The following is a 21,768-nucleotide window of genomic DNA, read 5'->3' on the forward strand; positions in this document are numbered from 1 at the left end:
TGGGGCAAATGCTTTTTAGTTTGTCAAGTCTTTGTTTAGACGGGTTGACGTGTCGGTTTGTTTTTTTCTGTAAAGCGATAAAACGCTGACAGAAGCGATGACGGCAAGTGAAAGGATGGCTGCTGTGAAGTAGAGGTTGAAAAACCCCGCTCCCACACTTTCATGGATCGCTTCGCTTATCATGTCTTTCACTTTTGGGTCGGGGATTTCGTTCAAACGCGATACGTCCGTCTCACCTCCTGTAAACCCCTTGATCGGCATCCCTGCATCATTCAGCTTATGTTTGATATGTGTGCCGATATTTTCGTAACCGGCCGTTATATATCCTGCATACAGCGCGGGTGCCAAGGTCATCCCCATCTGCCTGACGAGCGATAATGTACCGAGGGCTGTCCCGTAATCCTGTTTTGCTGCCTCGGATACAAGCATATTTAACGGCGCGCCTAGAAGAAAACCAAAACCGACTCCTGCGATGATGCTTGCCAAAACAAATTCCCACTTCTCTGTCACCCAGACGGATAAGAGTAAAAACCCGGCGAACGAAATGACGCCCGAGAGCCATGCCGTCTTTACCGGTCCTTTTCGGTCGGCGAGCATTCCGCCGAGCCCCGCTCCTATTCCTGAAGCCAGTGCCAGAGGTGTCATCCAATACCCCGCTTTTTCAGGAGCGACATGCAAATATTGTTCCGCATATGCAGGAATGAAAATCACCGCTGCCAAGAGTCCCCCGGATAAAAATCCGATAAAAAGCGTCCATTGAAACACCTTGTTTTTTAATAAACTGTAGGCTAGTATCGGGTCACCGCCCTTCAGCTCTACGCGCTTTTCGTAAAAAATGAGCCCTGCAAACAGCGCACAGCCGGTCAGAAGAAAAAAGGAAACCTTTGGATCGGACATGACGGCAGACAGGTGCTGTCCGTTTATATTCGTTATTCCGTACATCACAGCTAAAATCGCAAGAGACAATAGAACAGTTCCGGCCAGATCGAGCGGCTTTCGTGTTCCGCCTTTTGTTACCCTCATCAATGGAACGCTGAGGATGATCAGCACTGCGGCAATCGGAAGGTTGATCAAAAACAGCCAGTGCCAGCTTCCGGTCATATCCAAAATAAAGCTGCCGATATTCGGACCGAGCACTGCTGCGATTCCGTTCATTGCACCTAAAAGCCCCAGTGCGGTTCCCTGTTTTTCTTTAGGCAGGGCAGTGAGAATATGCGAGCTCCCGATAATGAAGATTCCACCGCCGCCAAGCGATTGAATCAGCCTCGCCAACAAGAACATCGGGAAGTTTTGGCTCAATGCAACCAGCAGCGAACCGGCGCCAAACAGCAAGACTTCGATGATAAACAGCTTTTTGCGTCCATACCGGTCAGACAGCTTTCCGACGATCGGAACGCTGACTGCCAAACCGAGCGTATAAAGCGTGATGCCCCATGCTCCCCATGAGGGGGATACTTGAAAAGAATCGTTGATTGTCGTCAGTGCGGCTGAAATGATGCCATTGTCTAAAGCAGCCATGAATACGCCGATCGTAAACAATAATACGGCCCACTTTTGGTTCACGCCATTTATCCTCCTTTTTGGTTAACTCGAAATGAATAATTCACTTTGAATGAACTATTTTAATCATCCTTAAAAAAACACGTTTTGTCAAAAGAAATTTTTCAACAAAAAAAGCTGCGCCGGTTTCCGGGCAGCTTGTCTATTCATCATCAGCTTTTAAGGCTTTTTCAAGAATTGTAAGACCTTCATTCACTTTGATTTTTTCCTGTTCATTCAGCTTCTGCAGCGCTTTTTTGAGCTTTTCGTGCCCTTTTTTGTAAAGGCTTTGAAAAATCCCCTTTGCATCTTCGGTTAATTCAACAACAATCGTTCGCCGGTCTTGTTCTGAATGTGTTCTTTTGATGAAGTTCGCCTGTTCAAGCCGGCTGAGCAGTCCGGTCATATTCGAAAGGGAAGCTCCCATTTTTTCGGCGATTTCGGAGACTTTCAGTGTGCCGTGGTTGTTCAGAAGCATTAAAACCTTCATTTGCGGCATGCTGAGATCGAGCTTCATCCATTCGGAGACATCCCCCAAGCCGGCAGCGGTCAGCACTTTCATATAAAGAACCCATGTCTCTTTCTCTTCCGGGGTCAAAATGTCTTCGTTCAGCACGGTTGTATCATGGATATTGTATTTCAACGGTTCTTCACTTCCTTTTCGCGTTCCTCTTTACATACTACTGATTTTTCGCTTTGAAAGAAAGCACTTCATCGAAGTGTCAAGGCGGCCATTTTCAAAAAATGTTTTAGGTTCATTTTGAAAGTGATAGAATAAAGCTGAATGTCTAGTTCTTCATCTGAGAAGAGGAGGGTGCATCAATCGTGCCGAAAGTTCGAACAAAAGATGTGATGGATAAATTTAAGCTTGAGCTCATCAGCGGAGAAGAAGGGATCAACCGCCCGATTACGATGAGCGATTTATCAAGACCGGGCCTTGAAATGGCTGGTTATTTTACATACTATCCTAAAGAGAGGGTTCAGCTGCTGGGGAAGACCGAGATTACCTTTTTTGAAAAGCTTCCAGAGGAAGAAAAAAAGCAGCGGATGCTGTCGTTATGCACGGAAATTACACCGGCGATCATCCTTTCCCGTGATTTGCCGATTCCGCCTGAACTCGTGGAGGCTTCCGAAGAAAACGGCGTGCCTGTGCTTCGTTCCCCGTTAAAGACGACGCGCCTGACGAGCCGTCTGACGAATTTTCTTGAAAGTCAGCTGGCTCCGACAACTGCGATTCACGGCGTCCTCGTCGACGTTTACGGCGTCGGGGTGCTCATTATCGGAAAGAGCGGGGTTGGAAAAAGCGAAACGGCTTTGGAGCTTGTCAAAAGAGGCCATCGCCTTGTGGCGGATGACTGCGTTGAGATCAGACAGGAAGACCAGGATACATTGATCGGAAGCGCGCCTGAATTAATTGAGCATCTCCTGGAAATCAGAGGCCTTGGCATTATCAATGTCATGACGTTATTTGGCGCGGGGGCGGTCAGAAGCTTTAAGCGGATTACCCTTGTCATGAGCCTGGAGCTTTGGGAGCAAGGAAAGCAGTATGACCGCTTAGGGCTTGAAGAAGACACAATGAAAATTATTGATACAGACGTTCCGAAGCTGACAATTCCGGTTCGTCCGGGAAGAAACCTTGCCGTCATCATCGAAGTGGCCGCAATGAACTTCAGACTGAAGAGAATGGGGCTGAATGCCGCGGAGCAATTTACCCATAAGCTTGCGGATGTGATTGAAGATGGTGAGCTTGAAGAATAGGAGCTGACAATATGAATGAAACGATTGAACCTTTAAATCCGATTGCTTTTCACCTGGGGCCGATCGCTGTCCATTGGTACGGCATTATCATCGGCCTTGGCGCTTTGCTGGGCTTGTGGCTGGCGGTCAGGGAAGGCGAACGGAGGGGACTGCATAAAGACACCTTTGTCGATTTGGTGCTTTTTGCGATTCCGATTGCCATTTTATGTGCAAGGGCATACTATGTCATTTTTCAATGGGGTTATTACAGTGAACATCCGGACCAGATTATTCAAATATGGAACGGCGGCCTTGCGATCCATGGCGGACTGATCGGCGCCGTGCTGACGGGTATCATTTATGCGAAGGTCAAAGGGCTTTCGTTTTGGAAGCTGGCTGATATCGCTGCTCCAAGCATCCTGCTAGGTCAAGCGATCGGCCGCTGGGGAAACTTTATGAACCAGGAAGCGCACGGTGAGGCGGTGTCAAGAGCGTTTTTAGAAAACCTCCACCTGCCTGATTTTATCATCAATCAAATGTATATTGACGGACAGTACTACCAGCCTACCTTTTTGTATGAATCATTGTGGAGCTTCACGGGGGTCGTCGTTCTGCTTCTTTTAAGAAAAGCGAATTTAAAGAGAGGCGAGCTGTTCTTAATCTACGTCATTTGGTATTCGATGGGACGCTACTTTATCGAAGGCCTTAGAACAGACAGTCTGATGCTGACGGAGAACCTTCGCATCGCACAGGTTATTTCGATCGTCCTGATCCTCTGTGCGGCTGCGCTGATAACCTATAGACGTTTCAAAGGCAGCGAGATTAAACGGTATCAGGAGATGTAGCGATTTTACAAAGGGGAGACAGCAATGAAGGGAACTTTAAAAGCCGGCGCTATGGCTGGGCTGAAAACGACGTGGACGCTCGGAAAAGTGATTTTTCCTGTCACGCTGATTGTCAGCCTGCTGCAGCATACACCGGTGATGGATTGGTTGATCAAACTGATCGCGCCGGCGATGGGAATTTTCGGGTTGTCAGGGGAAGCGGCGATACCGCTTGTGCTCGGTAACATGCTGAACTTGTATGCCGGAATTGCCGGAATTTTAACGCTTGATTTGACCGTTAAAGAAGTGTTTATTTTAGCGCTTATGCTGTCGTTTTGCCACAATTTGATTATCGAGTCGACTGTTGCTTCAAGGGTCGGAATCAAAATATGGCTGATTTTGCTCGTGCGCATCGGTCTCGCTGTTTTTTCGGCCATTATCATCAACCTTGTTTGGCATGGCGGGCAGGATGCGGCCAAATACGGCTTAATCTCAGCGAAAAGCGCCGCTCCTTCCGGCTGGTTTGAAATTGCGCTAGAAGCCGTGACCAAGGCGGGTCTCGGTGTCCTTCAGCTTGCAGCCATCGTGATACCGCTGATGATCATCATTCAATATATGAGAGACCTCGGCTGGCTGAATGCTTTTTCAAAGTGGTTTGCACCGCTGACGAGAATGCTCGGAATGAAAGAGAACACCTCAATGACGATGGTTGCCGGGCTGACGATCGGCCTTGCATACGGGGCCGGCGTTATGATCAAAGCGGTCGAAGAAGACGGCGTCAGCAAAAGGGATGTCACGCTTGCTTTTATTTTTCTCGTCGCCTGCCACGCGGTTGTTGAAGACACACTCGTATTTATCCCGCTCGGCATTCCGGTCTGGCCTCTTTTGCTGATCAGGCTTATGACCGCGATTCTGCTGACGATCGCGATTTCGCGCTTCTGGAGAAAGCCGGGTTATTCCGTTCGCAGAAAGGAAGCTTTTTATGAAAGTTAATACGGTTTTATTTGATTTGGATGGAACGCTCATCAATACAAATGAGCTGATTATCGCCTCATTTTTGCATACGCTCGATCATTATGCACCGGGACGCTATAAACGGGAGGATGTCCTTGCTTTCATCGGACCTTCCCTTTATGAAACGTTCTCAAGCATTCAAAAGGATAAGGCTGAAGAAATGATCACCATGTACCGGACATTTAATCATCAGATGCATGATGAACTGGTAACCGAGTATGAGACGGTTTACGAGACGCTTGAACGCCTTGCGGAAGAAGGGTATAAGCTCGGCATCGTCACGACAAAGCTGCGGGACACCGTCATCATGGGGCTTAAACTGACGGGGCTTGATGCCTTTTTCGAGACGGTTGTGACGCTGGATGACGTCGAGCGGCCGAAGCCTGACCCCGAGCCTGTTTTGCTTGCCCTTTCCAAGCTTGGCAGCCGTCCGGAAGAAGCCATCATGATCGGTGATAATTACCACGATATTTTAGCCGGGAAGAATGCCGGAACGAAAACAGCAGGCGTTGCATGGACGATAAAAGGAGAAGAAAGCCTGGCTAAACACGAGCCTGATTTTATGCTTCAGCAAATGAGCGATCTCCTTCACATTCTTGGAGTGGAGAAAGTTTGAGAAAAACGAAGCGCTACCCGGTGTCCGACGCCAATTCCTTATGGCACATCTATCAGACGGTTCCGTTTTTTAAAGTGGTCAAAAACTTTATCGTCATTCAGGCGGCGCGCTATACGCCGTTTCTTGGAATGAAAAACTGGATGTACCGGACGTTTTTGCGGATGAAAATCGGAGAGAAATGTTCATTTGCTTTAATGGTCATGCCGGATATCATGTTTCCTGAAAAAATCTCAGTCGGGCGAAACACCGTGATCGGCTATAATACGACCATTTTGGCGCACGAGTATTTAATAAAAGAATATCGGCTCGGCTCGGTGATCATCGGCGATGAAGTCATGATCGGAGCCAATACGACGATCCTTCCAGGCGTCGAAATCGGAGACGGAGCTGTCATTTCTGCCGGTACGCTCGTTCATAAAGATGTGCCTCCGGGCGCTTTTGTCGGCGGGAATCCGATGCAGCTGATCTATACAAAAGAAGAAATGGAAAAAAGATTGGAGCCCCCCGCTGAATAAAGAGCGGGGGTTTATTTGCAATCAGCGTTAAAATTCATGATTGTTCCTTTCTGTAATATGCTTCACACCGATCCATTTCTTGCCGACTTTTGAGTACCTTGTATTTGTCATCGTAACGGAACTTGTACTGCTGTCAGTTCTGAAGATGGCCTCTTTCATGTTTGTAATCGTACAGTTATCAATATTGACCACGGTTTTAAATGTCGAGCCTCCGAGCTGGCGAATGAATTTACCTCCTTGATCGGCAGTGAAATTTTTTACGGTAAATGTGCTCGCTTTATTAATCTGAAAGATTTTGTCCGCGGCAAGCCGGGCCGATCCTCCGTTAATCGTGACACTTCCTTCGCTTTTGACAGTCAAGGCATCTTCGCCGACATCTTCCCAAACAACATTGTTTATGGAAGCGTTTCCGTAAGTGTGAACACCATCAGCAGCAGGAGCACCAAGTACGACATTTTTGAGCGTTGCACCATCCTCCACTTTGAAAATCGGTTTTTGATCTTCGCGCTGGCTGCCGTCCCCCAGCTCCGGACCTGCAATCAGCCGCTTGCCTTTTCCGTCATACGTTTGTCCTTTCCCGACTGTGATCGTTTTGTGAACGACCTCGGCGGCCAAAGCTTTTTCAGGCAGAGCCTGTCCAAACCCGCATACGAGCAACCCTGACAAAATAACTGTACCTGCTAACCTCTTTATCATTTCCATCCTCCTCAAATATTTTTGAAACAGATGTGTTTCTCCCTTAGATAAAAGCGATTTCTGATCCTTTTGTAATAAGATGAGACACCTATTTCGGTACTATCATATATGCGAGTTTGCTGAATGTAAACAAATAATTTGAATATTATGAAAAAACAGTAAATTAAACACGTGCAAGAAGGTTATTTTCTATATGTTGGATTTGTCGAAAGGGTAAAGCGGCTTATTTCAATGAGGGTTGAAAGAACTAAAAAAGGCAGGGATTAATCTGCCTTTTTAGGCGGCGATCACGATCGCCTGACTGCCCATCTGTTTCCATGATTTCTCGAAATTTTCTCTGTCTGTTTTTCTGTTTTTATATCCGTACGGATCATTCAAATAAACGTAATCCTCATCATAGCCTGTCACGGCAACACTGTGAACGCTGTACGTCACATTGACTTTGCCTGACGGTGTATTCCATGTTTCCATATCGTTGACTGGGGTGAAATGTACAGTGGTGATGACCCAAACCGGTCTGCCCTGATTCAGCTGTTCATAAATTTTTCCCGGCTCACTTCCCGTCAAATCGACTGCTTTAGTACCTGCGTATGAATAGGCCAAATCGTAAATCGGACCATGGTAGACACTCAGTCCGGGTCCGTTTTCCATATCTCCGACAAAGCCGTCGTTAGGATTTCCCTTTAAGCCGCTTTCATATTTCAGAGGCACTCTTTTCACCTCTTTGGCTAGTTCAGTTTTTGTGACACTATATCCGCTGTAGTTTAAGATCATCGCCAGGCTGGCGACTTCACAGCCGTTATAAAGCTTCGGTGAGTCCATTTGGTTGATCAGCGGAACGTCAAGCGGCTGACGCTCTCCTTTATTGTTCGCATTGTCAGCAGCAGTTTTATGGCTGCTGTGCAACATTTCGGCTAACGGGCTTAACGCATCTTTAGAAAACAGAATAAAAACGGCGGTCATAAGAACTGCTACGAAAAAAATAAAAAAAAGAGTTTTGAAAAATTTCATTCTGAGTCTCCTGTCTTCCCGTTGCTGGTTTGGTTAAGGCAAAGATTTGCGATCGTATATATATTATAACATCAAGATGTTCATTACATAAAAGTTATCATTTCCCATACGGTGTCGGAGTCTATTTTAAAAGCGGCTGTTGATTTTGATTCTTTTATCTGTTAGCATATTATCATATTAGCGAACTAAAGGATTCGGAATTTTCCTTCAAACGTTTATGGGGGTGTCAGTGTAAATGTTTATGTTTGAAAAACCGCATGGCATGCGGGATACGCTGCCTGTGCTTTACGAAACAAAGAAAAAGGTGCGCTCTTCATTAACAGAGGTGATGGCCTTGTGGGGGTATCAGTTCATGGAGACGCCGGCCCTTGAATTTTATGATACGGTCGGTGTGCAGTCGGCCATATTGGATCAGCAGTTGTTTAAACTCCTCGATCAGGAGGGGCAGACGCTCGTGTTAAGGCCTGACATGACGGCTCCGATCGCCAGGGTGGCGGCCTCAAAGCTTCATAAAGATGATCATCCGCTAAGAGTGGGCTATGCTGCAAATGTGTTCAGGGCACAGGAGCGTGAAGGAGGACGCCCTGCCGAATTTGAACAAGTCGGCGTTGAACTGATCGGCGATGGATCTACAAGCGCTGACGCAGAAGTGATTGCGCTCGTCATTTTTTCGCTTAAAAATGCCGGCCTGACTTCATTTAAAATCTCGATCGGCCATGTCGGGATTTTAGACGCCTTGTTTGTTGAGGTTTTAGGGAATGAAGAAAGGGCTCATGTCCTGCGGCGCTATTTATACGAGAAGAACTATGTCGGCTACCGGGAGCATGTGAAATCCCTCAATTTATCCTCAATTGATAAAAGCAGGCTGCTGGAGCTTTTGGAGCTGAGGGGCGGCATTGAAACGTGCAGCAGGGCGGCATCCATCATCGACTCTGAAAAAGGAAAACGTGCGGTTTCAGAACTGGAGACGCTTTGGGAGACGCTCGGGGACTATGGTTGCACGGACGACATTAAGCTCGATTTAGGCATGGTCAGCCATATGAGCTACTATACCGGTGTTTTGTTTGAAATTTATGCTGAAAACGTCGGCTTTCCGATCGGAAACGGCGGCAGATACGACCAGCTTCTCGGCCGCTTCGACTCACCCGCTCCGGCAACCGGTTTTGGCATCAGGATTGACAGGCTGCTGGAAGCATTGAAGCCGGTGGAAGAGCAAGAAAAAATCGATGTCGTCATCTTCAGCACGGAACAGAGAAAAGAGGCCATCAGATTTGCTGAAGAAGAGCGAAAAAAAGGCAAAAAAGTCGTCATACAGGACTTAGCGGGAATCGGAGATATTGATCAAATGACAAAGTCTTTTCAAAGCGTGACCTATTTTATCGGGGCCAGAAAGGAAGAGAAGCATGGGTAAGGAATTGACGATTGCGATGCCGAAAGGGCGGATATTTGAGGAAGCGGCCGATATGCTTCGAAAAGCAGGCTATCAGCTTCCGGAAGAATTCGACGATTCGAGAAAGCTGATCATTCAAGTGCCTGAAGAAAACCTTCGCTTTATCCTCGCCAAGCCGATGGATGTCACAACATATGTTGAGCATGGGGTGGCCGATGTCGGAATCGCCGGCAAAGATGTCCTGCTAGAAGAAGAACGCGATGTCTATGAGGTTCTTGATTTAAACATCAGCAAATGCCGTCTTGCCGTAGCCGGCTTGCCCGAGACGGCGGCCGACAGCGTTGCGCCCAGGGTTGCGACCAAGTACCCGAATGTCGCATCAAGCTACTTCAGGGAGCAGGGGGAACAAGTGGAAATCATCAAGCTTAACGGTTCAATAGAACTCGCTCCGCTGATCGGGCTTGCCGGCCGAATCGTTGATATCGTATCAACAGGGCAGACTTTGCGGGAAAACGGGCTAGTTGAAACCGAAAAAATTTGCGACATCACGTCCCGCTTAATCGTAAATCCTGTCAGCTACCGAATGAAAGACGCAGTCATCGATGAAATGGCTTCAAGACTTTCTCTTATTGTGGAAGGGGAAAAAGCAAAATGAAGATTAAATCCATCAGCGGAAATACGCCGGTTTCACTAAAGCGCACCATTGACGCCGGAACGGAGGAACAAAGAAAAGCAGTCCGCGGCATTATCGAAGAAGTGAAAAAGAACGGGAATTCAGCTGTTTCCTCATTCACAAGGCAATTTGACGGAGCGCATGTGGCCGACTTTCGCGTTTCCGAAGAGGAAATCAAGGAAGCATACAGTACGCTCAAAGAACGTGATCTCGAGATTATTCGGGCGGCGATTTTCAACATTAAAGAATATCATGAGCGGCAGCTCGCAACATCATGGTTTTACCACCGCAAGGACGGAACGATGCTCGGCCAAAAAATTACGCCGCTTGATTCAGCGGGGGTTTACGTGCCCGGCGGAACGGCTGCTTACCCATCATCCGTTCTGATGAATGTCATTCCGGCGCTTGTTGCAGGCGTCGACCGCATTGTCCTTGCCTCACCTCCGGGAAAAGACGGCAAATTGTCGGCGGGAGTGCTGGCAGCTGCTGCAGAGCTTGGCGTCACAGAGATTTACAAAATGGGCGGTGCCCAGGCGATTGCCGCATTGGCTTATGGAACGGAAACCATTTCCCCCGTTGATAAAATAACGGGACCCGGAAATATTTACGTCGCCTTGGCTAAACGGGAAGTATTCGGCCAGGTTGATATCGATATGATCGCGGGCCCAAGTGAAATCGCCATACTCGCTGACAGTACGGCAAACCCCCGGGAAATCGCCGCTGATCTACTTTCCCAGGCTGAACACGATGCGATGGCATCGAGCATTCTTGTCACCGATTCAAAGCCGCTTGCCGAATCCGTTTTAAAAGAGGTTTACGAACAGCTCGAACATCTTCCGAGAAAAGAGATTGCACGGCAGTCGATTGACAACTACGGCTTGATCTATGTTACAGAGACGATCAATGAAGCAGTTTCCGTCATCAATGAGCTCGCTCCTGAACATTTGGAAATTTTAACAGCTCAGCCTGATGCGCTTTTCGGACAGATCAAACACGCGGGCGCTATTTTCCTGGGCCGATACAGTTCAGAGCCGGTGGGCGATTATTTTGCAGGCCCTAATCATGTCCTGCCGACTAACGGTACAGCCAAATTTTCAAGCCCGCTAAATGTGACAGACTTCCAAAAGCGCTCCAGCATCATTTCCTACAGCAGGGAAGCTTTCCGCGCGAATGCTGAGAACATTGCGGCCTTTGCCAGATTGGAAGGGCTTGAAGCCCATGCAAGAGCAATTGAATCCAGAAACCGGGAGGAAGACTGATGAGAAAAGCCGAACGGGCAAGAAAAACCAATGAAACTGATATTAAATTATCCTTTCATATTGACGGAGAAGGAAAAGCGGATATTCAAACGGATGTCCCGTTTATGACACATATGCTCGATTTATTTACAAAACACGGGCAATTTGACCTTTCAATTGAAGCGAAAGGCGATGTTGAAATCGACGACCACCATACGACGGAAGATATCGGAATTTGTCTCGGACAGGCGCTTTTGGAAGCGCTCGGAGATAAACAAGGAATCAAACGCTACGGTTCGAGCATGGTGCCGATGGATGAAGCGCTCGCCCAGGTTGCGATTGATCTGAGCAACAGGCCGCATCTCGAGTTCAGAGCCGAATTCCCGAGCCGGAAAGTTGGAACATTTGATACAGAGCTTGTCCATGAATTTTTGTGGAAGTTTGCGCTGGAAGCACGAATGAATCTTCATGTCATCGTTCATTACGGTACGAACACCCACCATATAATCGAGGCGATTTTTAAAGCGCTGGGACGTGCGCTTGATGAAGCGACATTGATCGATCCACGGGTCAAAGGAATTCCATCAACGAAAGGAATGCTGTAAATGATCGGTGTCATAGATTACGGAATGGGAAACCTGTACAGCGTTTCTAAAGCGCTTGAACGGATCGATGCTCCTTATATCGTGTCCGAGCATCCGGATGAACTTAAGAAAGCGGACAGTTATATCCTTCCGGGAGTCGGCGCTTTTCGGGATGCAATGGAGATTTTAACCGAGACCGGCCTGAAAAGATTTATTCAAGATGCTGCAAGCGAAGGAAAACCTCTTCTCGGCATATGCCTCGGCATGCAGCTTTTATTTGAAGAAAGCGAAGAACGCGGGGCGTCAGAAGGGCTCTGCCTTTTGAAAGGAAAAGTCGTTAAACTGAAAGACTGTGATCAAGCGGGAAATCGCTTAAAAGTGCCTCACATGGGCTGGAATCTTCTCACGGTCCACCGCGACTCGCCGCTTTTGCCAAAAGCAAAAGAAGGATTCGCATACTTCGTTCATTCGTATTATGTCAGCGGAATCGAAGAGAAAGCTTTGCTTGCCAGCGCCGAATACGGTGTGCGTGTGCCCGCTGTCGTCGGGCTTGGCAATGTATACGGCGCCCAGTTCCATCCGGAAAAAAGCAGTACGGTCGGCATGTCGATCTTAAAGCGGTTCAAGCAGTTTACACAAGAACAGAAGGTGAAAAAATGAGCGAGTTTACTGTATACCCTGCCATTGACATGAGAAACGGCAAGTGTGTCAGGCTCATCCAGGGAGATTACGAAAAAGAAACGATTTACGGTCATTCCCCTCTGGAGATGGCCTCCCTGTTTGCTGAAGCGGGGGCAAACTGGATTCATCTTGTCGATTTGGACGGGGCAAGGGAAGGCAAAAAAGTGAACGACAGCTACGTCATAAGCATTGCAGCTGAGCTTAACGTTAAAGTGCAGGTCGGCGGCGGCATCAGGGCCGAAAAAGACGTGTATGACTACTTGTCGCAAGGCGTTGAGAGGGTGATCCTAGGCAGCTCTGCCGTATCAAATCCCGAGTTTGTCAAAAAAATGCTGAAAGCCTACGGCCGGCATATCGCAATCGGTCTTGACGCAAGAGACGGATTTGTTTCGACTGAAGGGTGGCTTGAGACCTCCTCCGTTAGAGCGGAAGAGCTTGGCCGCGAGCTGGCAAATGAAGGTGCAGAAGTTTTTATCTTTACTGACATTGCGACTGACGGAATGCTGTCCGGACCGAATATTAACAGTACAGTAGAGCTTGCCAGGGCAACCGGCAAACAAGTCATTGCCTCCGGCGGCGTCAGCTCTCTCGCCGATCTTGGGGCGCTCGCTTCCCGCGCTGCGGAAGGCGTCTCTGGCGCTATTGTCGGAAAAGCTCTTTATACCAACCAATTTACTGTGGCTGAAGCGCTTGAAAGGGTGGCGGCAAAGTGATCACAAAACGAATTATCCCGTGTTTGGACGTAAAAGACGGACGCGTTGTCAAAGGTGTACAGTTTGTTGAATTGAAAGATGCCGGCGACCCCGTTGAACTGGCTGAAGTATATGATCATGAAGGCGCCGATGAGCTTGTTTTTCTCGATATCTCGGCTTCCCACGAGGGGAGAAAAACGATGGTCGACGTCGTTGAAAGAGTGGCGGCCAAGCTGGCGATCCCGTTTACTGTCGGCGGCGGCATCAATCGTTTGGATGATATGAAAACGATCCTGCGGGCCGGAGCCGACAAAGTTTCCGTCAATACGGCTGCCGTTCTCCGGCCGGAATTGATAACGGAAGGCGCTGACTTTTTCGGCTCTCAATGCATTGTCGTTGCGATTGATGCAAAATACGATCCGGAAGCTGATTTGTACTATGTTTACACACACGGCGGACGGAAAAAGACGGACCTTGAGGCCGTCTCATGGGCGAAGGAAGCCGTTCAGCGGGGAGCCGGTGAAATCCTGCTGACAAGCATGGATGCAGACGGAGAAAAGAACGGATTTGACTGCAGGCTAACAAAGCTTGTGTCAGAAGCTGTTTCAGTCCCGGTCATTGCATCCGGAGGCGCAGGTCATGCGGACCACATGTATGATGCGTTTGCAGAAGGCCGGGCGGACGCGGCTCTTGCCGCATCTATCTTTCATTACAAAGAAACATCTGTAAAAGAAGTAAAAGCTTATTTAAAAGAACGCGGGGTGAATGTAAGATGATCAAGGCAGATGAGTTGACATTTAATGAAGCCGGCTTGATCCCGGCAATTGTTCAGGATGCAGCGAGCAAGGAAGTGCTGACACTTGCTTATATGAATAAAGAATCGTTCGAAAAAACGCTGGAAACGAAGGAGACATGGTTTTTCAGCAGATCGCGAGGAGAGCTCTGGCATAAGGGAGCGACGTCAGGAAACATTCAGCGTGTGAAAGACATCAGGCTTGATTGTGATCAGGATGCGCTCATCGTGCTTGTCGAACCGGCGGGACCGGCCTGTCATACAGGAAGCTACAGCTGTTTCTCGACCGGCGAACATATCAGACAGACTGATGGCGGCCGCTTTGACATCATCAATGAACTTGAAACTGTGGTTGCCAAGCGGCAGGCTGAAATGCCTGAAGGCGCATATACAACATATTTGTTCCGCGAAGGCGTTGATAAGATTTTGAAGAAGGTTGGCGAAGAAGCGGCAGAAGTCATCATCGCTGCAAAAAACGGGGATCCTGAAGAGCTGAAATGGGAAGCAGCTGATCTTCTTTACCATCTGCTCGTTTTGCTGAGGGAGCAGTCCCTTCCGCTTGATGATGTGCTTGGCGTCCTGAAAGAGCGCCATGAAGGATCTGAATCATAAGCACATTCTTACAACCAAAAGGGCAGTTTGCCTTTTGGTTGTTTTCCCGATAGGGGAGCTATTTGATGTTTAATTTCATCACGATTTGCTCTCCGATCGGCCCCATTTTTCTTTCCCCTGTGTCGGCAAATCCGGCTTTCACGTACAGGTGCTGGGCCGCGGTGTTTTTCACGTTCACAACCAGCACGACTTCATGACAATGGGTGAACTCCCTGGCGACAAACTCAGGAAGTTTGAGCATTCCTTCTTTTGCAAAACCTTTTCCCTGGTGCTTTCTGTCGACGGATAACGCCGTTAACAGCATGGCGTCCGGGTTGTCTGAATAATCTTTTACCCTCTCGGTCGCATGCAGGATAAAGAATCCGACAGGCTCGGCTTCGTTTAACATCACAATTGGAAACCGACCGACCGTCCGTTCTAAAACTTCTTTCGGAAGCGCGGTAAATCGATGCTGTTCTTCAGGAAGCTCGAATTCGAGAAGCGCAGCTGAATGTTCTTCTGAGAAATGCTTCAATTCTATTGATCCGCATTTTTCCATCTGATCAACCCCCTTTCTATTATCATACAATGGGAACGTACATTCGTCACCATCAAGTGCTAAAAAAAGTTTTTGCGAGGGTTAAATTGAAAAACGTACTTCCGATATAAAACGTACCTTGAGCCTTCTGAAAGCCCTATGCGATCCGGTGCTCCAAACGTCCGGAATAAAATGGTGAAAAAACCATATGTGGAAAATGAAGAGAATTTTCTCGAAACTTGTTTTTGGCCTGTTAAGCCTGCTGGAAACTATGTTATACTACTCACGGTATATAGTTTGAAATGGAGGGTATCTGTGGGAAAGTACACTTCTGAACATCATAAAGATTCGAGAATTGTCCAACTGTTCCAAGATGGGCAATATTTTTATCATAAAGGGCTCAAAGCATACAGAGAGCGAAATTTATCCCGCGCGAGCAAGCTCATTCAGAGAGCGATTTTTCTTGAACCTGAAAACACGGGAATGCTGTCCCAACTTGCGGTTATTTATACGGAAATGGGCTTTTATCAGCAATCAAATGAACTTTTGGACTTTATCCTGAAGAACATCAATGAAAAAATGACTGAATGCTATTATTTTAAAGCGAACAACTATGCGCACCTCGGTCTTTTTCACGAAGCCTATAAAGCAGCGGAGACTTATTTAAAAGAAGACCCGGACGGCGAGTTCAGCGAGGAAAATGCGGAGCTCCTTGATTTATTGGATATGGGAGAGGAAGATCAGGGCTATTCGCAGTTCGATCAGGACGACCTGATATTGAAACAGGATCGGGCCAAATCACTGCTAGAAAATGGACAGCTTCAGGAATCGATCGCAATGCTTGAAGAAATCATTTCCGATTACCCTGAGTTTTGGTCGGCTTATAACAACCTTGCACTGGCATACTTTTATGCAGGGGATGTTCAGAAAGCCAAAACGACGATTTTTACGGTCTTGGAAAAAAGCCATGGAAACCTGCATGCGCTTTGCAATCTTCTCATTTTTTATCACTATGAACGACGGGATGATAAGGTCGAGGCGCTTTCCGAACAGCTTTCCAATATTTATCCGATGCTGTTTGAGCAAAGGTATAAGCTCGGTGCCACGCTATCCCTCGTCGGAAGATACGATCTCGGGTTTAAATGGCTGAAATCACTCTACCGCATGGGATTTGAAGGGGATGAGACCTTTTATTACTGGCTCGCCTGCTCGGCTTATTACACCGGCCGCGCTCAATTTGCCCGGTCTGTATGGAAAAAGATGCAGGAAGAGTATCCGGATGACGCCCGCATGGAGCCGTGGAAAGAACGGAAGGAAAAGAAACCTGTCCAGCGTCCGCTTGAAGAGCGCCTTGCCGCATATTATATTAGCGGAAGAAAAGGCGAAAAAGCTCAGCTGAAAGCAGTGCTTGATTCACAGATGGCCAAAACGCCGTTTGAAGATCAGTTTGTCAGACTTGTGCTTTACGGGGAAAGCGGTGCAGCCGTTGATTCAAAAGACGCGCTTCTTGCTTACAGGACTGCAAAAGCAATTGAACAAGCGGATCAGTCAGCAATTGAGCAGGAGGCCATGTGCTTTTGGATTTTCCATGTCATTCAGCAGATCAGGGCTTACGGCCTTCAACTGAAAAATGCCGGCGGGCTTGCCGCGGCGATCTATTATATTTGGAAGACGGAGCATCAGGAGCGCCTGACAAAAGCTGAAACCGCTAAAATTTTCCAGATTTCACCCGGAACGCTTTCAAAGTATGAACGTACATTAAAAGAACATCTATAGAAACAGGTGTGAACTTCAATGTTCAGCCTGTTTTATTATGTGAGCAAAAAAATAGCGATTATTCATGATATTTTATAGGATATGGGTAAGGAAGATATAAGAAGGGAATCTTATTTAACAGGAATGGACTGCTTGCCAGCATAAGATTCATGAAGGAGTGAACATTGTGTCAGAAGAAAAAATGTATGACGTCATTATTATAGGAGCAGGTCCTGCGGGAATGACGGCAGCTGTTTATACGTCAAGGGCGAACCTGTCGACTTTGATGGTTGAAAGAGGCGTTCCGGGCGGACAGATGGCCAATACGGAGGATGTCGAAAACTATCCGGGATTTGAAAGCATTCTGGGACCCGAGCTTTCAAATAAAATGTTTGAACATGCGAAAAAGTTCGGAGCTGAGTATGCGTACGGCGATATTAAAGAAGTCGTCGATGAAGGAGACTATAAGATCGTCAAAGCGGGATCAAAAGAATTTAAAGCGCGCGCGGTCATCATCACAGCAGGCGCCGAATATAAGAAGCTCGGCGTACCTGGCGAAAAAGAGCTTGGCGGCCGCGGTGTTTCTTATTGTGCGGTTTGTGACGGCGCATTCTTTAAAAACAAAGAGCTGGTCGTTGTCGGAGGAGGAGACTCCGCTGTTGAAGAAGGCGTGTACTTAACCCGTTTCGCTTCGAAAGTAACGATCGTCCACCGCCGCGATAAGCTGAGAGCGCAAAGCATCCTTCAGGCGCGCGCGTTTGACAACGAAAAAGTCGACTTTCTCTGGAACAAGACGGTCAAGGAAATTCAAGAACAAGACGGAAAGGTCGGCAAAGTAACACTGGTCGATACGGTCACGGGCGAGGAAGAAGAGTTCCGGACTGACGGTGTCTTTATCTACATCGGCATGCTGCCGCTTTCAGAGCCGTTCAAAAACCTTGGCATTACAAATGAAGAGGGCTACATCGTGACAAATGAACGGATGGAAACAAAAGTCGAAGGTATTTTTGCAGCGGGCGACATCCGCGAGAAAACCCTTCGCCAAATCGTAACGGCAACAGGCGACGGAAGCATTGCCGCACAGAGCGTTCAGCACTATATCGAAGAGCTGAAAGAGAAAGAAAAGGCTGTAAAATAATGCATTTTAATCGTCATCATGATTTAACCGCCCTGTAACACCAGTGAAACAATTATTCGTTATGATAGGTATAGTAATTGACCCCCTTTTATAATGAATTTTATTGGCACGGATGATCTTATCCGTGTCCTTTTTTTGTTTTATTTTTCCATAAAGAGAATTTTTTACAAATTTCACAAGTTGTTCAAATTTCAATATTGAAATGGGCGTTTTTGCTGTAAAATAGAATAAAAGAACGGTTTCCGCAAGCGCTTCCATTCGTTGAAAAAGCCGTTTCTTTAAGTATTCATCCGGAAAAAGCCTAAAACAGCCCGGAAAAAGGCGATTTTCGCGGCGGAACTGCATGTTCATTGTGAGCGGGGACAGGAAACGGTATAATAGAAAAAAGAATTGAAGGAATAAAAGGATGGGTGACAGACTTTGCAAAGAGTGACGAATTGTGTGCTGACTTCAGGTGATAAAGTCCTGTTGCTGCAAAAACCCAGACGAGGCTGGTGGGTAGCCCCCGGCGGCAAAATGGAAAGCGGGGAAACCGTCAGGGACGCCGTCATCAGGGAATACCGCGAAGAGACGGGCCTGTATGTGCTGAACCCGCAGCTGAAAGGAATATTCACCTTTATCATAAAGGAAAATGATCAGGTCGTATCTGAATGGATGATGTTCACATTCGTCGCCGATCATTATACAGGTAAGCATGTAGAAGAATCAGAAGAAGGCATCATCAAGTGGCATCAGGCGGGGGACGTCGGGAGCTTGCCGATGGCGCCGGGCGACGTCCATATTCTTGATTTTATGCTGAAAGGCAAAGGACTGCTTCACGGCACCTTTACGTATACGCCCGACTTTAAATTGCTGTCCTATCGCCTCGACCCGCAAGGCGAATAAACATAAGAGGGGGAGAGAAGCATGAACGCGAATGGAGGCCATGATATACAGCTTGTGATCATAACCGGAATGTCAGGAGCAGGAAAAACAGTGGCGATTCAAAGCTTTGAAGATCTCGGTTTTTTCTGTGTCGATAATCTGCCGCCATCTTTGCTGCCGAAATTTTTGGAGCTGATGAAGGAATCAAGTTCAAAAATGAGCAAAGTCGCCCTTGTTATGGATTTGCGCGGCCGCGAGTTTTTTGACAGCCTGATTGCAGCGCTTGACGAAATTGGGGAAACATCCTGGATTACCCCGCGAATTTTATTTTTAGATGCCAAGGATTCGGCTCTCGTTTCAAGATATAAAGAGACAAGAAGGTCCCATCCCCTTGCGACAACGGGCCTGCCGCTTGAGGGCATCCAAACGGAACGGGAGCTTCTTGAAGAGCTGAAAGGCCGCTCTCAAATCATTTATGATACATCCGATATGAAACCGAAAGACCTGCGCGAAAAAATCGTCCAGCATTTTGCGGCAGATCACGGACATACCTTTACGGTGAATGTGATGTCATTCGGGTTTAAATACGGATTACCGATCGATGCGGATCTAGTGTTTGACGTAAGGTTTCTTCCGAATCCGTACTATATCGACAGCATGAGGCCGCTGACGGGGAAAGACCAGGAAGTATCTTCGTATGTGATGAAATGGAACGAAACGCAAAAGTTTCTTGAAAAACTGACCGAGCTGCTACGCTTTATGCTTCCGTCATATAAGCGCGAAGGAAAAAGCCAGCTTGTCATCGCGATTGGCTGCACCGGCGGACAGCATCGTTCTGTGACGCTTGCTGAATACCTTGCCGATTATTTTAAAAAGGATTACTATACTCATGTTACTCACCGGGACATCGAGAAGAAAAGCAGAAAATAGCATGGCAGATCAGAAAAAAATCGCAATCTTTGGCGGAGGAACAGGTCTTTCGGTATTGCTCAGAGGATTGAAGCAACAGCCGGTTGACATTACGGCGATTGTGACGGTCGCAGATGACGGCGGAAGCTCGGGGAGGCTGCGCGATGAGCTTAAAATTCCCCCGCCGGGGGATATCAGAAATGTGCTCGCTGCACTGTCTGATGTCGAACCGCTTGTTGAAGACCTGTTCCAGCACCGCTTCTCTAAAGGCGGCGATTTAATCGGCCATTCATTGGGGAATTTGATTTTGGCGGCGATGACGAATATAACCGGTGATTTCTTTCACGCCGTCACTGAAATGAGCAAAGTTTTAAATGTGAGGGGAAGGGTACTGCCCGCGGCCAATACCAGCGTTGTCCTTCATGCGGAAATGGATGACGGACAGATCATTTCCGGGGAATCGACGATTCCGTCTTACGGGAAGCGGATTAAACGGGTGTTTTTAACCCCTGAAAAAATTGAGCCCGTTCCGGAAACGATAGACGTGATCCGCGGCGCCGACCTGATTATTCTCGGCCCCGGAAGCCTGTATACGAGCATCTTGCCGAACCTTCTCGTTCCGAAGATAAGGGAAGAGATCTTAAACGCCCCGGCAAAAAAAGTTTATATTTGCAATGTGATGACCCAGCCGGGAGAAACGCTGTACTACAGTGCAGCCGACCATGTAAAAGCGCTTAACCAGCATATGGGCGTTCCGTTTATCGATACGATCCTTGTCAACAATGAGGAAATCCCGGACGACATTCGGGAACGCTATGCGAAGGAGCAGGCACAGCCCGTCCAGTTTAACATTGATGACCTGTCTGCGATGGGGCTTGAGGTCATCAAAGATCAGATTGTGACATACGAGAATGGCGTGATCCGTCATGATACACATAAAGTCGCTTCGCTACTTGTTGATTTGTTAAAAGAATAGCAGGCCTTGGAATGGGGGTGTCTATAATATGTCATTTGCATCGGAAACGAAAAAAGAACTTACAAACCTTGAAGTAAAGGATTGCTGTGCGAAAGCAGAGCTCTCTGCCCTCATTCGGATGAACGGTTCATTGTCTTTCTCAAACCGAAAAGTGGTTCTCGACGTCCAGACCGAGAATGCGGCCATCGCCAGAAGAATTTACACATTGCTGAAGAAACAATACGATGTTTCCGTTGAACTGCTCGTTCGAAAGAAAATGAGACTGAAAAAAAACAATGTCTACATCGTACGCCTGATCGAAAATGCCAAGCTGATTCTTGAGGACTTGAAAATACTCGGAGACAACTTTGTCATTGCCCGAAACATCTCTGAAGACTTAGTCAAAAAACGATGCTGCAAACGGTCTTATATGAGAGGGGCATTTTTAGCCGGGGGTTCTGTCAACAATCCCGAGACATCTTCTTACCACCTCGAAATTTTTTCGCTGTACAAAGAGCATAATGATTCATTGTGCAGGCTCATGAATCAGTTTCATTTAAACAGCAAAACGCTTGAGCGGAAAAAAGGATACATCACGTATCTGAAGGAAGCCGAAAAAATCACCGAGTTTTTGAATGTGATCGGCGCGCATAATTCGCTGCTCCGCTTTGAAGACGTCCGGATCGTGCGCGATATGAGAAACTCGGTCAACCGGCTCGTCAATTGCGAGACTGCTAATTTAAACAAGACGATCGGCGCTTCTCTGCGGCAGGTGGAAAACATTAAGCTGATCGACGAAAGAATCGGGCTTGATGCGCTACCAGAAAAGCTGAGGGAAATCGCCCAGCTCCGCATTGATTATCAGGAAGTAACCTTAAAGGAACTCGGGGAAATGGTGTCGAGCGGAAAAATCAGCAAATCGGGCATCAACCACCGACTTAGGAAACTGGATGAAATAGCTGAGCAGCTGCGTTCAGGACAATCTGTCTCTTTAAAATAGGGAATGGGGGAGATC

The 21,768-nt window shown here is 47.4% G+C and carries 24 protein-coding genes; 19 read left to right on the plus strand and 5 right to left on the minus strand.

The features are described from left to right. Nucleotides 1-15: 15 nt before the first annotated feature. Both BTA31_RS02360 and BTA31_RS02365 read right to left on the minus strand, forming a co-directional pair. On the minus strand, nt 16-1,563 hold the full coding sequence (locus BTA31_RS02360; protein ID WP_076788754.1) for an MFS transporter: 1,548 nt from the start codon (nt 1,561-1,563) through the stop codon (nt 16-18). Nucleotides 1,564-1,702: 139 nt separating this feature from the next. Next, nucleotides 1,703-2,182 (minus strand): MarR family transcriptional regulator, encoded by a 480-nt coding sequence (locus tag BTA31_RS02365; protein ID WP_076788755.1) that lies wholly within the window; start codon nt 2,180-2,182, stop codon nt 1,703-1,705. 182 nt (nt 2,183-2,364) lie between these two features. Here BTA31_RS02365 and hprK point away from each other — a divergent pair, with 182 nt between their 5' ends. Genes hprK through BTA31_RS02390 form a run of 5 tightly spaced genes read left to right on the plus strand, consistent with a single transcriptional unit; the run spans nt 2,365 to nt 6,245 of the window. After that, nucleotides 2,365-3,297 carry an HPr(Ser) kinase/phosphatase gene (hprK, locus tag BTA31_RS02370; protein WP_043926653.1) on the plus strand — a complete coding sequence of 311 codons (933 nt, stop codon included), beginning with the start codon at nt 2,365-2,367 and terminating at the stop codon, nt 3,295-3,297. Between the two features lie 11 nt (nt 3,298-3,308). After that, on the plus strand, nt 3,309-4,121 hold the full coding sequence (gene lgt, locus BTA31_RS02375; protein ID WP_043926651.1) for a prolipoprotein diacylglyceryl transferase: 813 nt from the start codon (nt 3,309-3,311) through the stop codon (nt 4,119-4,121). A gap of 24 nt (nt 4,122-4,145) precedes the next feature. Next, nucleotides 4,146-5,093, plus strand: a complete 948-nt coding sequence (locus tag BTA31_RS02380; protein ID WP_076788756.1) for a nucleoside recognition domain-containing protein — start codon at nt 4,146-4,148, stop codon at nt 5,091-5,093. Next, nucleotides 5,083-5,730 carry a pyrophosphatase PpaX gene (gene ppaX / locus BTA31_RS02385; protein WP_003185617.1) on the plus strand — a complete coding sequence of 216 codons (648 nt, stop codon included), beginning with the start codon at nt 5,083-5,085 and terminating at the stop codon, nt 5,728-5,730. Before BTA31_RS02380 ends, ppaX begins: the two co-directional genes overlap by 11 nt. Beyond that, on the plus strand, nt 5,727-6,245 hold the full coding sequence (locus BTA31_RS02390; protein ID WP_076788757.1) for an acyltransferase: 519 nt from the start codon (nt 5,727-5,729) through the stop codon (nt 6,243-6,245). The genes ppaX and BTA31_RS02390 overlap by 4 nt, the downstream gene beginning before the upstream one ends. 27 nt (nt 6,246-6,272) lie before the next feature. On the opposite strand, the gene BTA31_RS02395 is transcribed toward BTA31_RS02390, so the two are convergent. After that, nucleotides 6,273-6,941 (minus strand): pectate lyase, encoded by a 669-nt coding sequence (locus tag BTA31_RS02395; RefSeq protein ID WP_076788758.1) that lies wholly within the window; start codon nt 6,939-6,941, stop codon nt 6,273-6,275. 276 nt (nt 6,942-7,217) lie between these two features. After that, nucleotides 7,218-7,952, minus strand: coding sequence for a C39 family peptidase (locus BTA31_RS02400; protein ID WP_076788759.1), 735 nt, complete (start codon nt 7,950-7,952; stop codon nt 7,218-7,220). A 235-nt stretch (nt 7,953-8,187) separates the two neighbouring features. Here BTA31_RS02400 and BTA31_RS02405 point away from each other — a divergent pair, with 235 nt between their 5' ends. Genes BTA31_RS02405 through hisIE form a run of 8 tightly spaced genes read left to right on the plus strand, consistent with a single transcriptional unit; the run spans nt 8,188 to nt 14,615 of the window. Further along, entirely contained in the window at nt 8,188-9,363 is a 1,176-nt protein-coding gene (locus BTA31_RS02405; protein WP_076788760.1) for an ATP phosphoribosyltransferase regulatory subunit, read from the plus strand. Next, complete coding sequence (gene hisG, locus BTA31_RS02410; RefSeq protein WP_076788761.1) at nt 9,356-9,997, plus strand: ATP phosphoribosyltransferase; 642 nt, start codon at nt 9,356-9,358, stop codon at nt 9,995-9,997. Before BTA31_RS02405 ends, hisG begins: the two co-directional genes overlap by 8 nt. Continuing rightward, the gene (hisD, locus tag BTA31_RS02415) at nt 9,994-11,274 is read left to right on the plus strand and encodes a histidinol dehydrogenase (protein ID WP_076788762.1); all 1,281 of its coding nucleotides are present in this window, start codon (nt 9,994-9,996) and stop codon (nt 11,272-11,274) included. Before hisG ends, hisD begins: the two co-directional genes overlap by 4 nt. Continuing rightward, nucleotides 11,274-11,858 (plus strand): imidazoleglycerol-phosphate dehydratase HisB, encoded by a 585-nt coding sequence (gene hisB, locus BTA31_RS02420; RefSeq protein WP_076788763.1) that lies wholly within the window; start codon nt 11,274-11,276, stop codon nt 11,856-11,858. Before hisD ends, hisB begins: the two co-directional genes overlap by 1 nt. After that, nucleotides 11,859-12,497, plus strand: coding sequence for an imidazole glycerol phosphate synthase subunit HisH (gene hisH, locus BTA31_RS02425; protein WP_076788764.1), 639 nt, complete (start codon nt 11,859-11,861; stop codon nt 12,495-12,497). Further along, entirely contained in the window at nt 12,494-13,231 is a 738-nt protein-coding gene (gene hisA / locus BTA31_RS02430; RefSeq protein WP_076788765.1) for a 1-(5-phosphoribosyl)-5-[(5-phosphoribosylamino)methylideneamino]imidazole-4-carboxamide isomerase, read from the plus strand. Before hisH ends, hisA begins: the two co-directional genes overlap by 4 nt. Then, entirely contained in the window at nt 13,228-13,986 is a 759-nt protein-coding gene (hisF, locus tag BTA31_RS02435) for an imidazole glycerol phosphate synthase subunit HisF (RefSeq protein ID WP_043926640.1), read from the plus strand. The genes hisA and hisF overlap by 4 nt, the downstream gene beginning before the upstream one ends. Further along, nucleotides 13,983-14,615, plus strand: coding sequence for a bifunctional phosphoribosyl-AMP cyclohydrolase/phosphoribosyl-ATP diphosphatase HisIE (gene hisIE, locus BTA31_RS02440; RefSeq protein ID WP_043926639.1), 633 nt, complete (start codon nt 13,983-13,985; stop codon nt 14,613-14,615). The genes hisF and hisIE overlap by 4 nt, the downstream gene beginning before the upstream one ends. Nucleotides 14,616-14,673: 58 nt before the next feature. Here the strand turns inward: hisIE and BTA31_RS02445 are convergent, their stop codons facing one another. Next, complete coding sequence (locus tag BTA31_RS02445) at nt 14,674-15,153, minus strand: GNAT family N-acetyltransferase (RefSeq protein ID WP_043926638.1); 480 nt, start codon at nt 15,151-15,153, stop codon at nt 14,674-14,676. Nucleotides 15,154-15,447: 294 nt separating this feature from the next. Between BTA31_RS02445 and BTA31_RS02450 the strand changes: the two genes are divergently transcribed. From BTA31_RS02450 to whiA, 6 genes are all read left to right on the plus strand, one after another. Continuing rightward, the gene (locus tag BTA31_RS02450; protein WP_043926637.1) at nt 15,448-16,908 is read left to right on the plus strand and encodes a tetratricopeptide repeat protein; all 1,461 of its coding nucleotides are present in this window, start codon (nt 15,448-15,450) and stop codon (nt 16,906-16,908) included. A 166-nt stretch (nt 16,909-17,074) separates the two neighbouring features. Then, nucleotides 17,075-18,025 carry a thioredoxin-disulfide reductase gene (gene trxB / locus BTA31_RS02455; RefSeq protein WP_043926636.1) on the plus strand — a complete coding sequence of 317 codons (951 nt, stop codon included), beginning with the start codon at nt 17,075-17,077 and terminating at the stop codon, nt 18,023-18,025. A 420-nt stretch (nt 18,026-18,445) separates the two neighbouring features. Further along, nucleotides 18,446-18,910 (plus strand): 8-oxo-dGTP diphosphatase, encoded by a 465-nt coding sequence (locus tag BTA31_RS02465; protein ID WP_043926635.1) that lies wholly within the window; start codon nt 18,446-18,448, stop codon nt 18,908-18,910. Nucleotides 18,911-18,931: 21 nt separating this feature from the next. Continuing rightward, entirely contained in the window at nt 18,932-19,819 is an 888-nt protein-coding gene (gene rapZ / locus BTA31_RS02470) for an RNase adapter RapZ (RefSeq protein ID WP_043926634.1), read from the plus strand. Between the two features lies 1 nt (nt 19,820). Next, entirely contained in the window at nt 19,821-20,774 is a 954-nt protein-coding gene (locus tag BTA31_RS02475) for a gluconeogenesis factor YvcK family protein (protein ID WP_043926633.1), read from the plus strand. Between the two features lie 28 nt (nt 20,775-20,802). Next, nucleotides 20,803-21,753 carry a DNA-binding protein WhiA gene (gene whiA / locus BTA31_RS02480; protein WP_020453058.1) on the plus strand — a complete coding sequence of 317 codons (951 nt, stop codon included), beginning with the start codon at nt 20,803-20,805 and terminating at the stop codon, nt 21,751-21,753. Nucleotides 21,754-21,768 lie beyond the last annotated feature (15 nt).

The organism is Bacillus haynesii (assembly GCF_001969855.1).
Lineage (GTDB): Bacteria > Bacillota > Bacilli > Bacillales > Bacillaceae > Bacillus > Bacillus haynesii.

Excerpts from the sequence above, each read along its gene's own strand:
- lgt (WP_043926651.1), top strand. The coding sequence starts at position 3,309 with ATGAATGAAACGATTGAACCTTTAAATCCGATTGCTTTTCACCTGGGG.
- BTA31_RS02380 (WP_076788756.1), top strand. The coding sequence starts at position 4,146 with ATGAAGGGAACTTTAAAAGCCGGCGCTATGGCTGGGCTGAAAACGACG.
- ppaX (WP_003185617.1), top strand. The coding sequence starts at position 5,083 with ATGAAAGTTAATACGGTTTTATTTGATTTGGATGGAACGCTCATCAAT.
- BTA31_RS02395 (WP_076788758.1), bottom strand. The coding sequence starts at position 6,941 with ATGATAAAGAGGTTAGCAGGTACAGTTATTTTGTCAGGGTTGCTCGTA.
- BTA31_RS02400 (WP_076788759.1), bottom strand. The coding sequence starts at position 7,952 with ATGAAATTTTTCAAAACTCTTTTTTTTATTTTTTTCGTAGCAGTTCTT.
- BTA31_RS02405 (WP_076788760.1), top strand. The coding sequence starts at position 8,188 with ATGTTTATGTTTGAAAAACCGCATGGCATGCGGGATACGCTGCCTGTG.
- hisG (WP_076788761.1), top strand. The coding sequence starts at position 9,356 with ATGGGTAAGGAATTGACGATTGCGATGCCGAAAGGGCGGATATTTGAG.
- hisD (WP_076788762.1), top strand. The coding sequence starts at position 9,994 with ATGAAGATTAAATCCATCAGCGGAAATACGCCGGTTTCACTAAAGCGC.
- hisB (WP_076788763.1), top strand. The coding sequence starts at position 11,274 with ATGAGAAAAGCCGAACGGGCAAGAAAAACCAATGAAACTGATATTAAA.
- hisH (WP_076788764.1), top strand. The coding sequence starts at position 11,859 with ATGATCGGTGTCATAGATTACGGAATGGGAAACCTGTACAGCGTTTCT.
- hisA (WP_076788765.1), top strand. The coding sequence starts at position 12,494 with ATGAGCGAGTTTACTGTATACCCTGCCATTGACATGAGAAACGGCAAG.
- hisIE (WP_043926639.1), top strand. The coding sequence starts at position 13,983 with ATGATCAAGGCAGATGAGTTGACATTTAATGAAGCCGGCTTGATCCCG.
- BTA31_RS02445 (WP_043926638.1), bottom strand. The coding sequence starts at position 15,153 with ATGGAAAAATGCGGATCAATAGAATTGAAGCATTTCTCAGAAGAACAT.
- rapZ (WP_043926634.1), top strand. The coding sequence starts at position 18,932 with ATGAACGCGAATGGAGGCCATGATATACAGCTTGTGATCATAACCGGA.
- BTA31_RS02475 (WP_043926633.1), top strand. The coding sequence starts at position 19,821 with ATGGCAGATCAGAAAAAAATCGCAATCTTTGGCGGAGGAACAGGTCTT.
- whiA (WP_020453058.1), top strand. The coding sequence starts at position 20,803 with ATGTCATTTGCATCGGAAACGAAAAAAGAACTTACAAACCTTGAAGTA.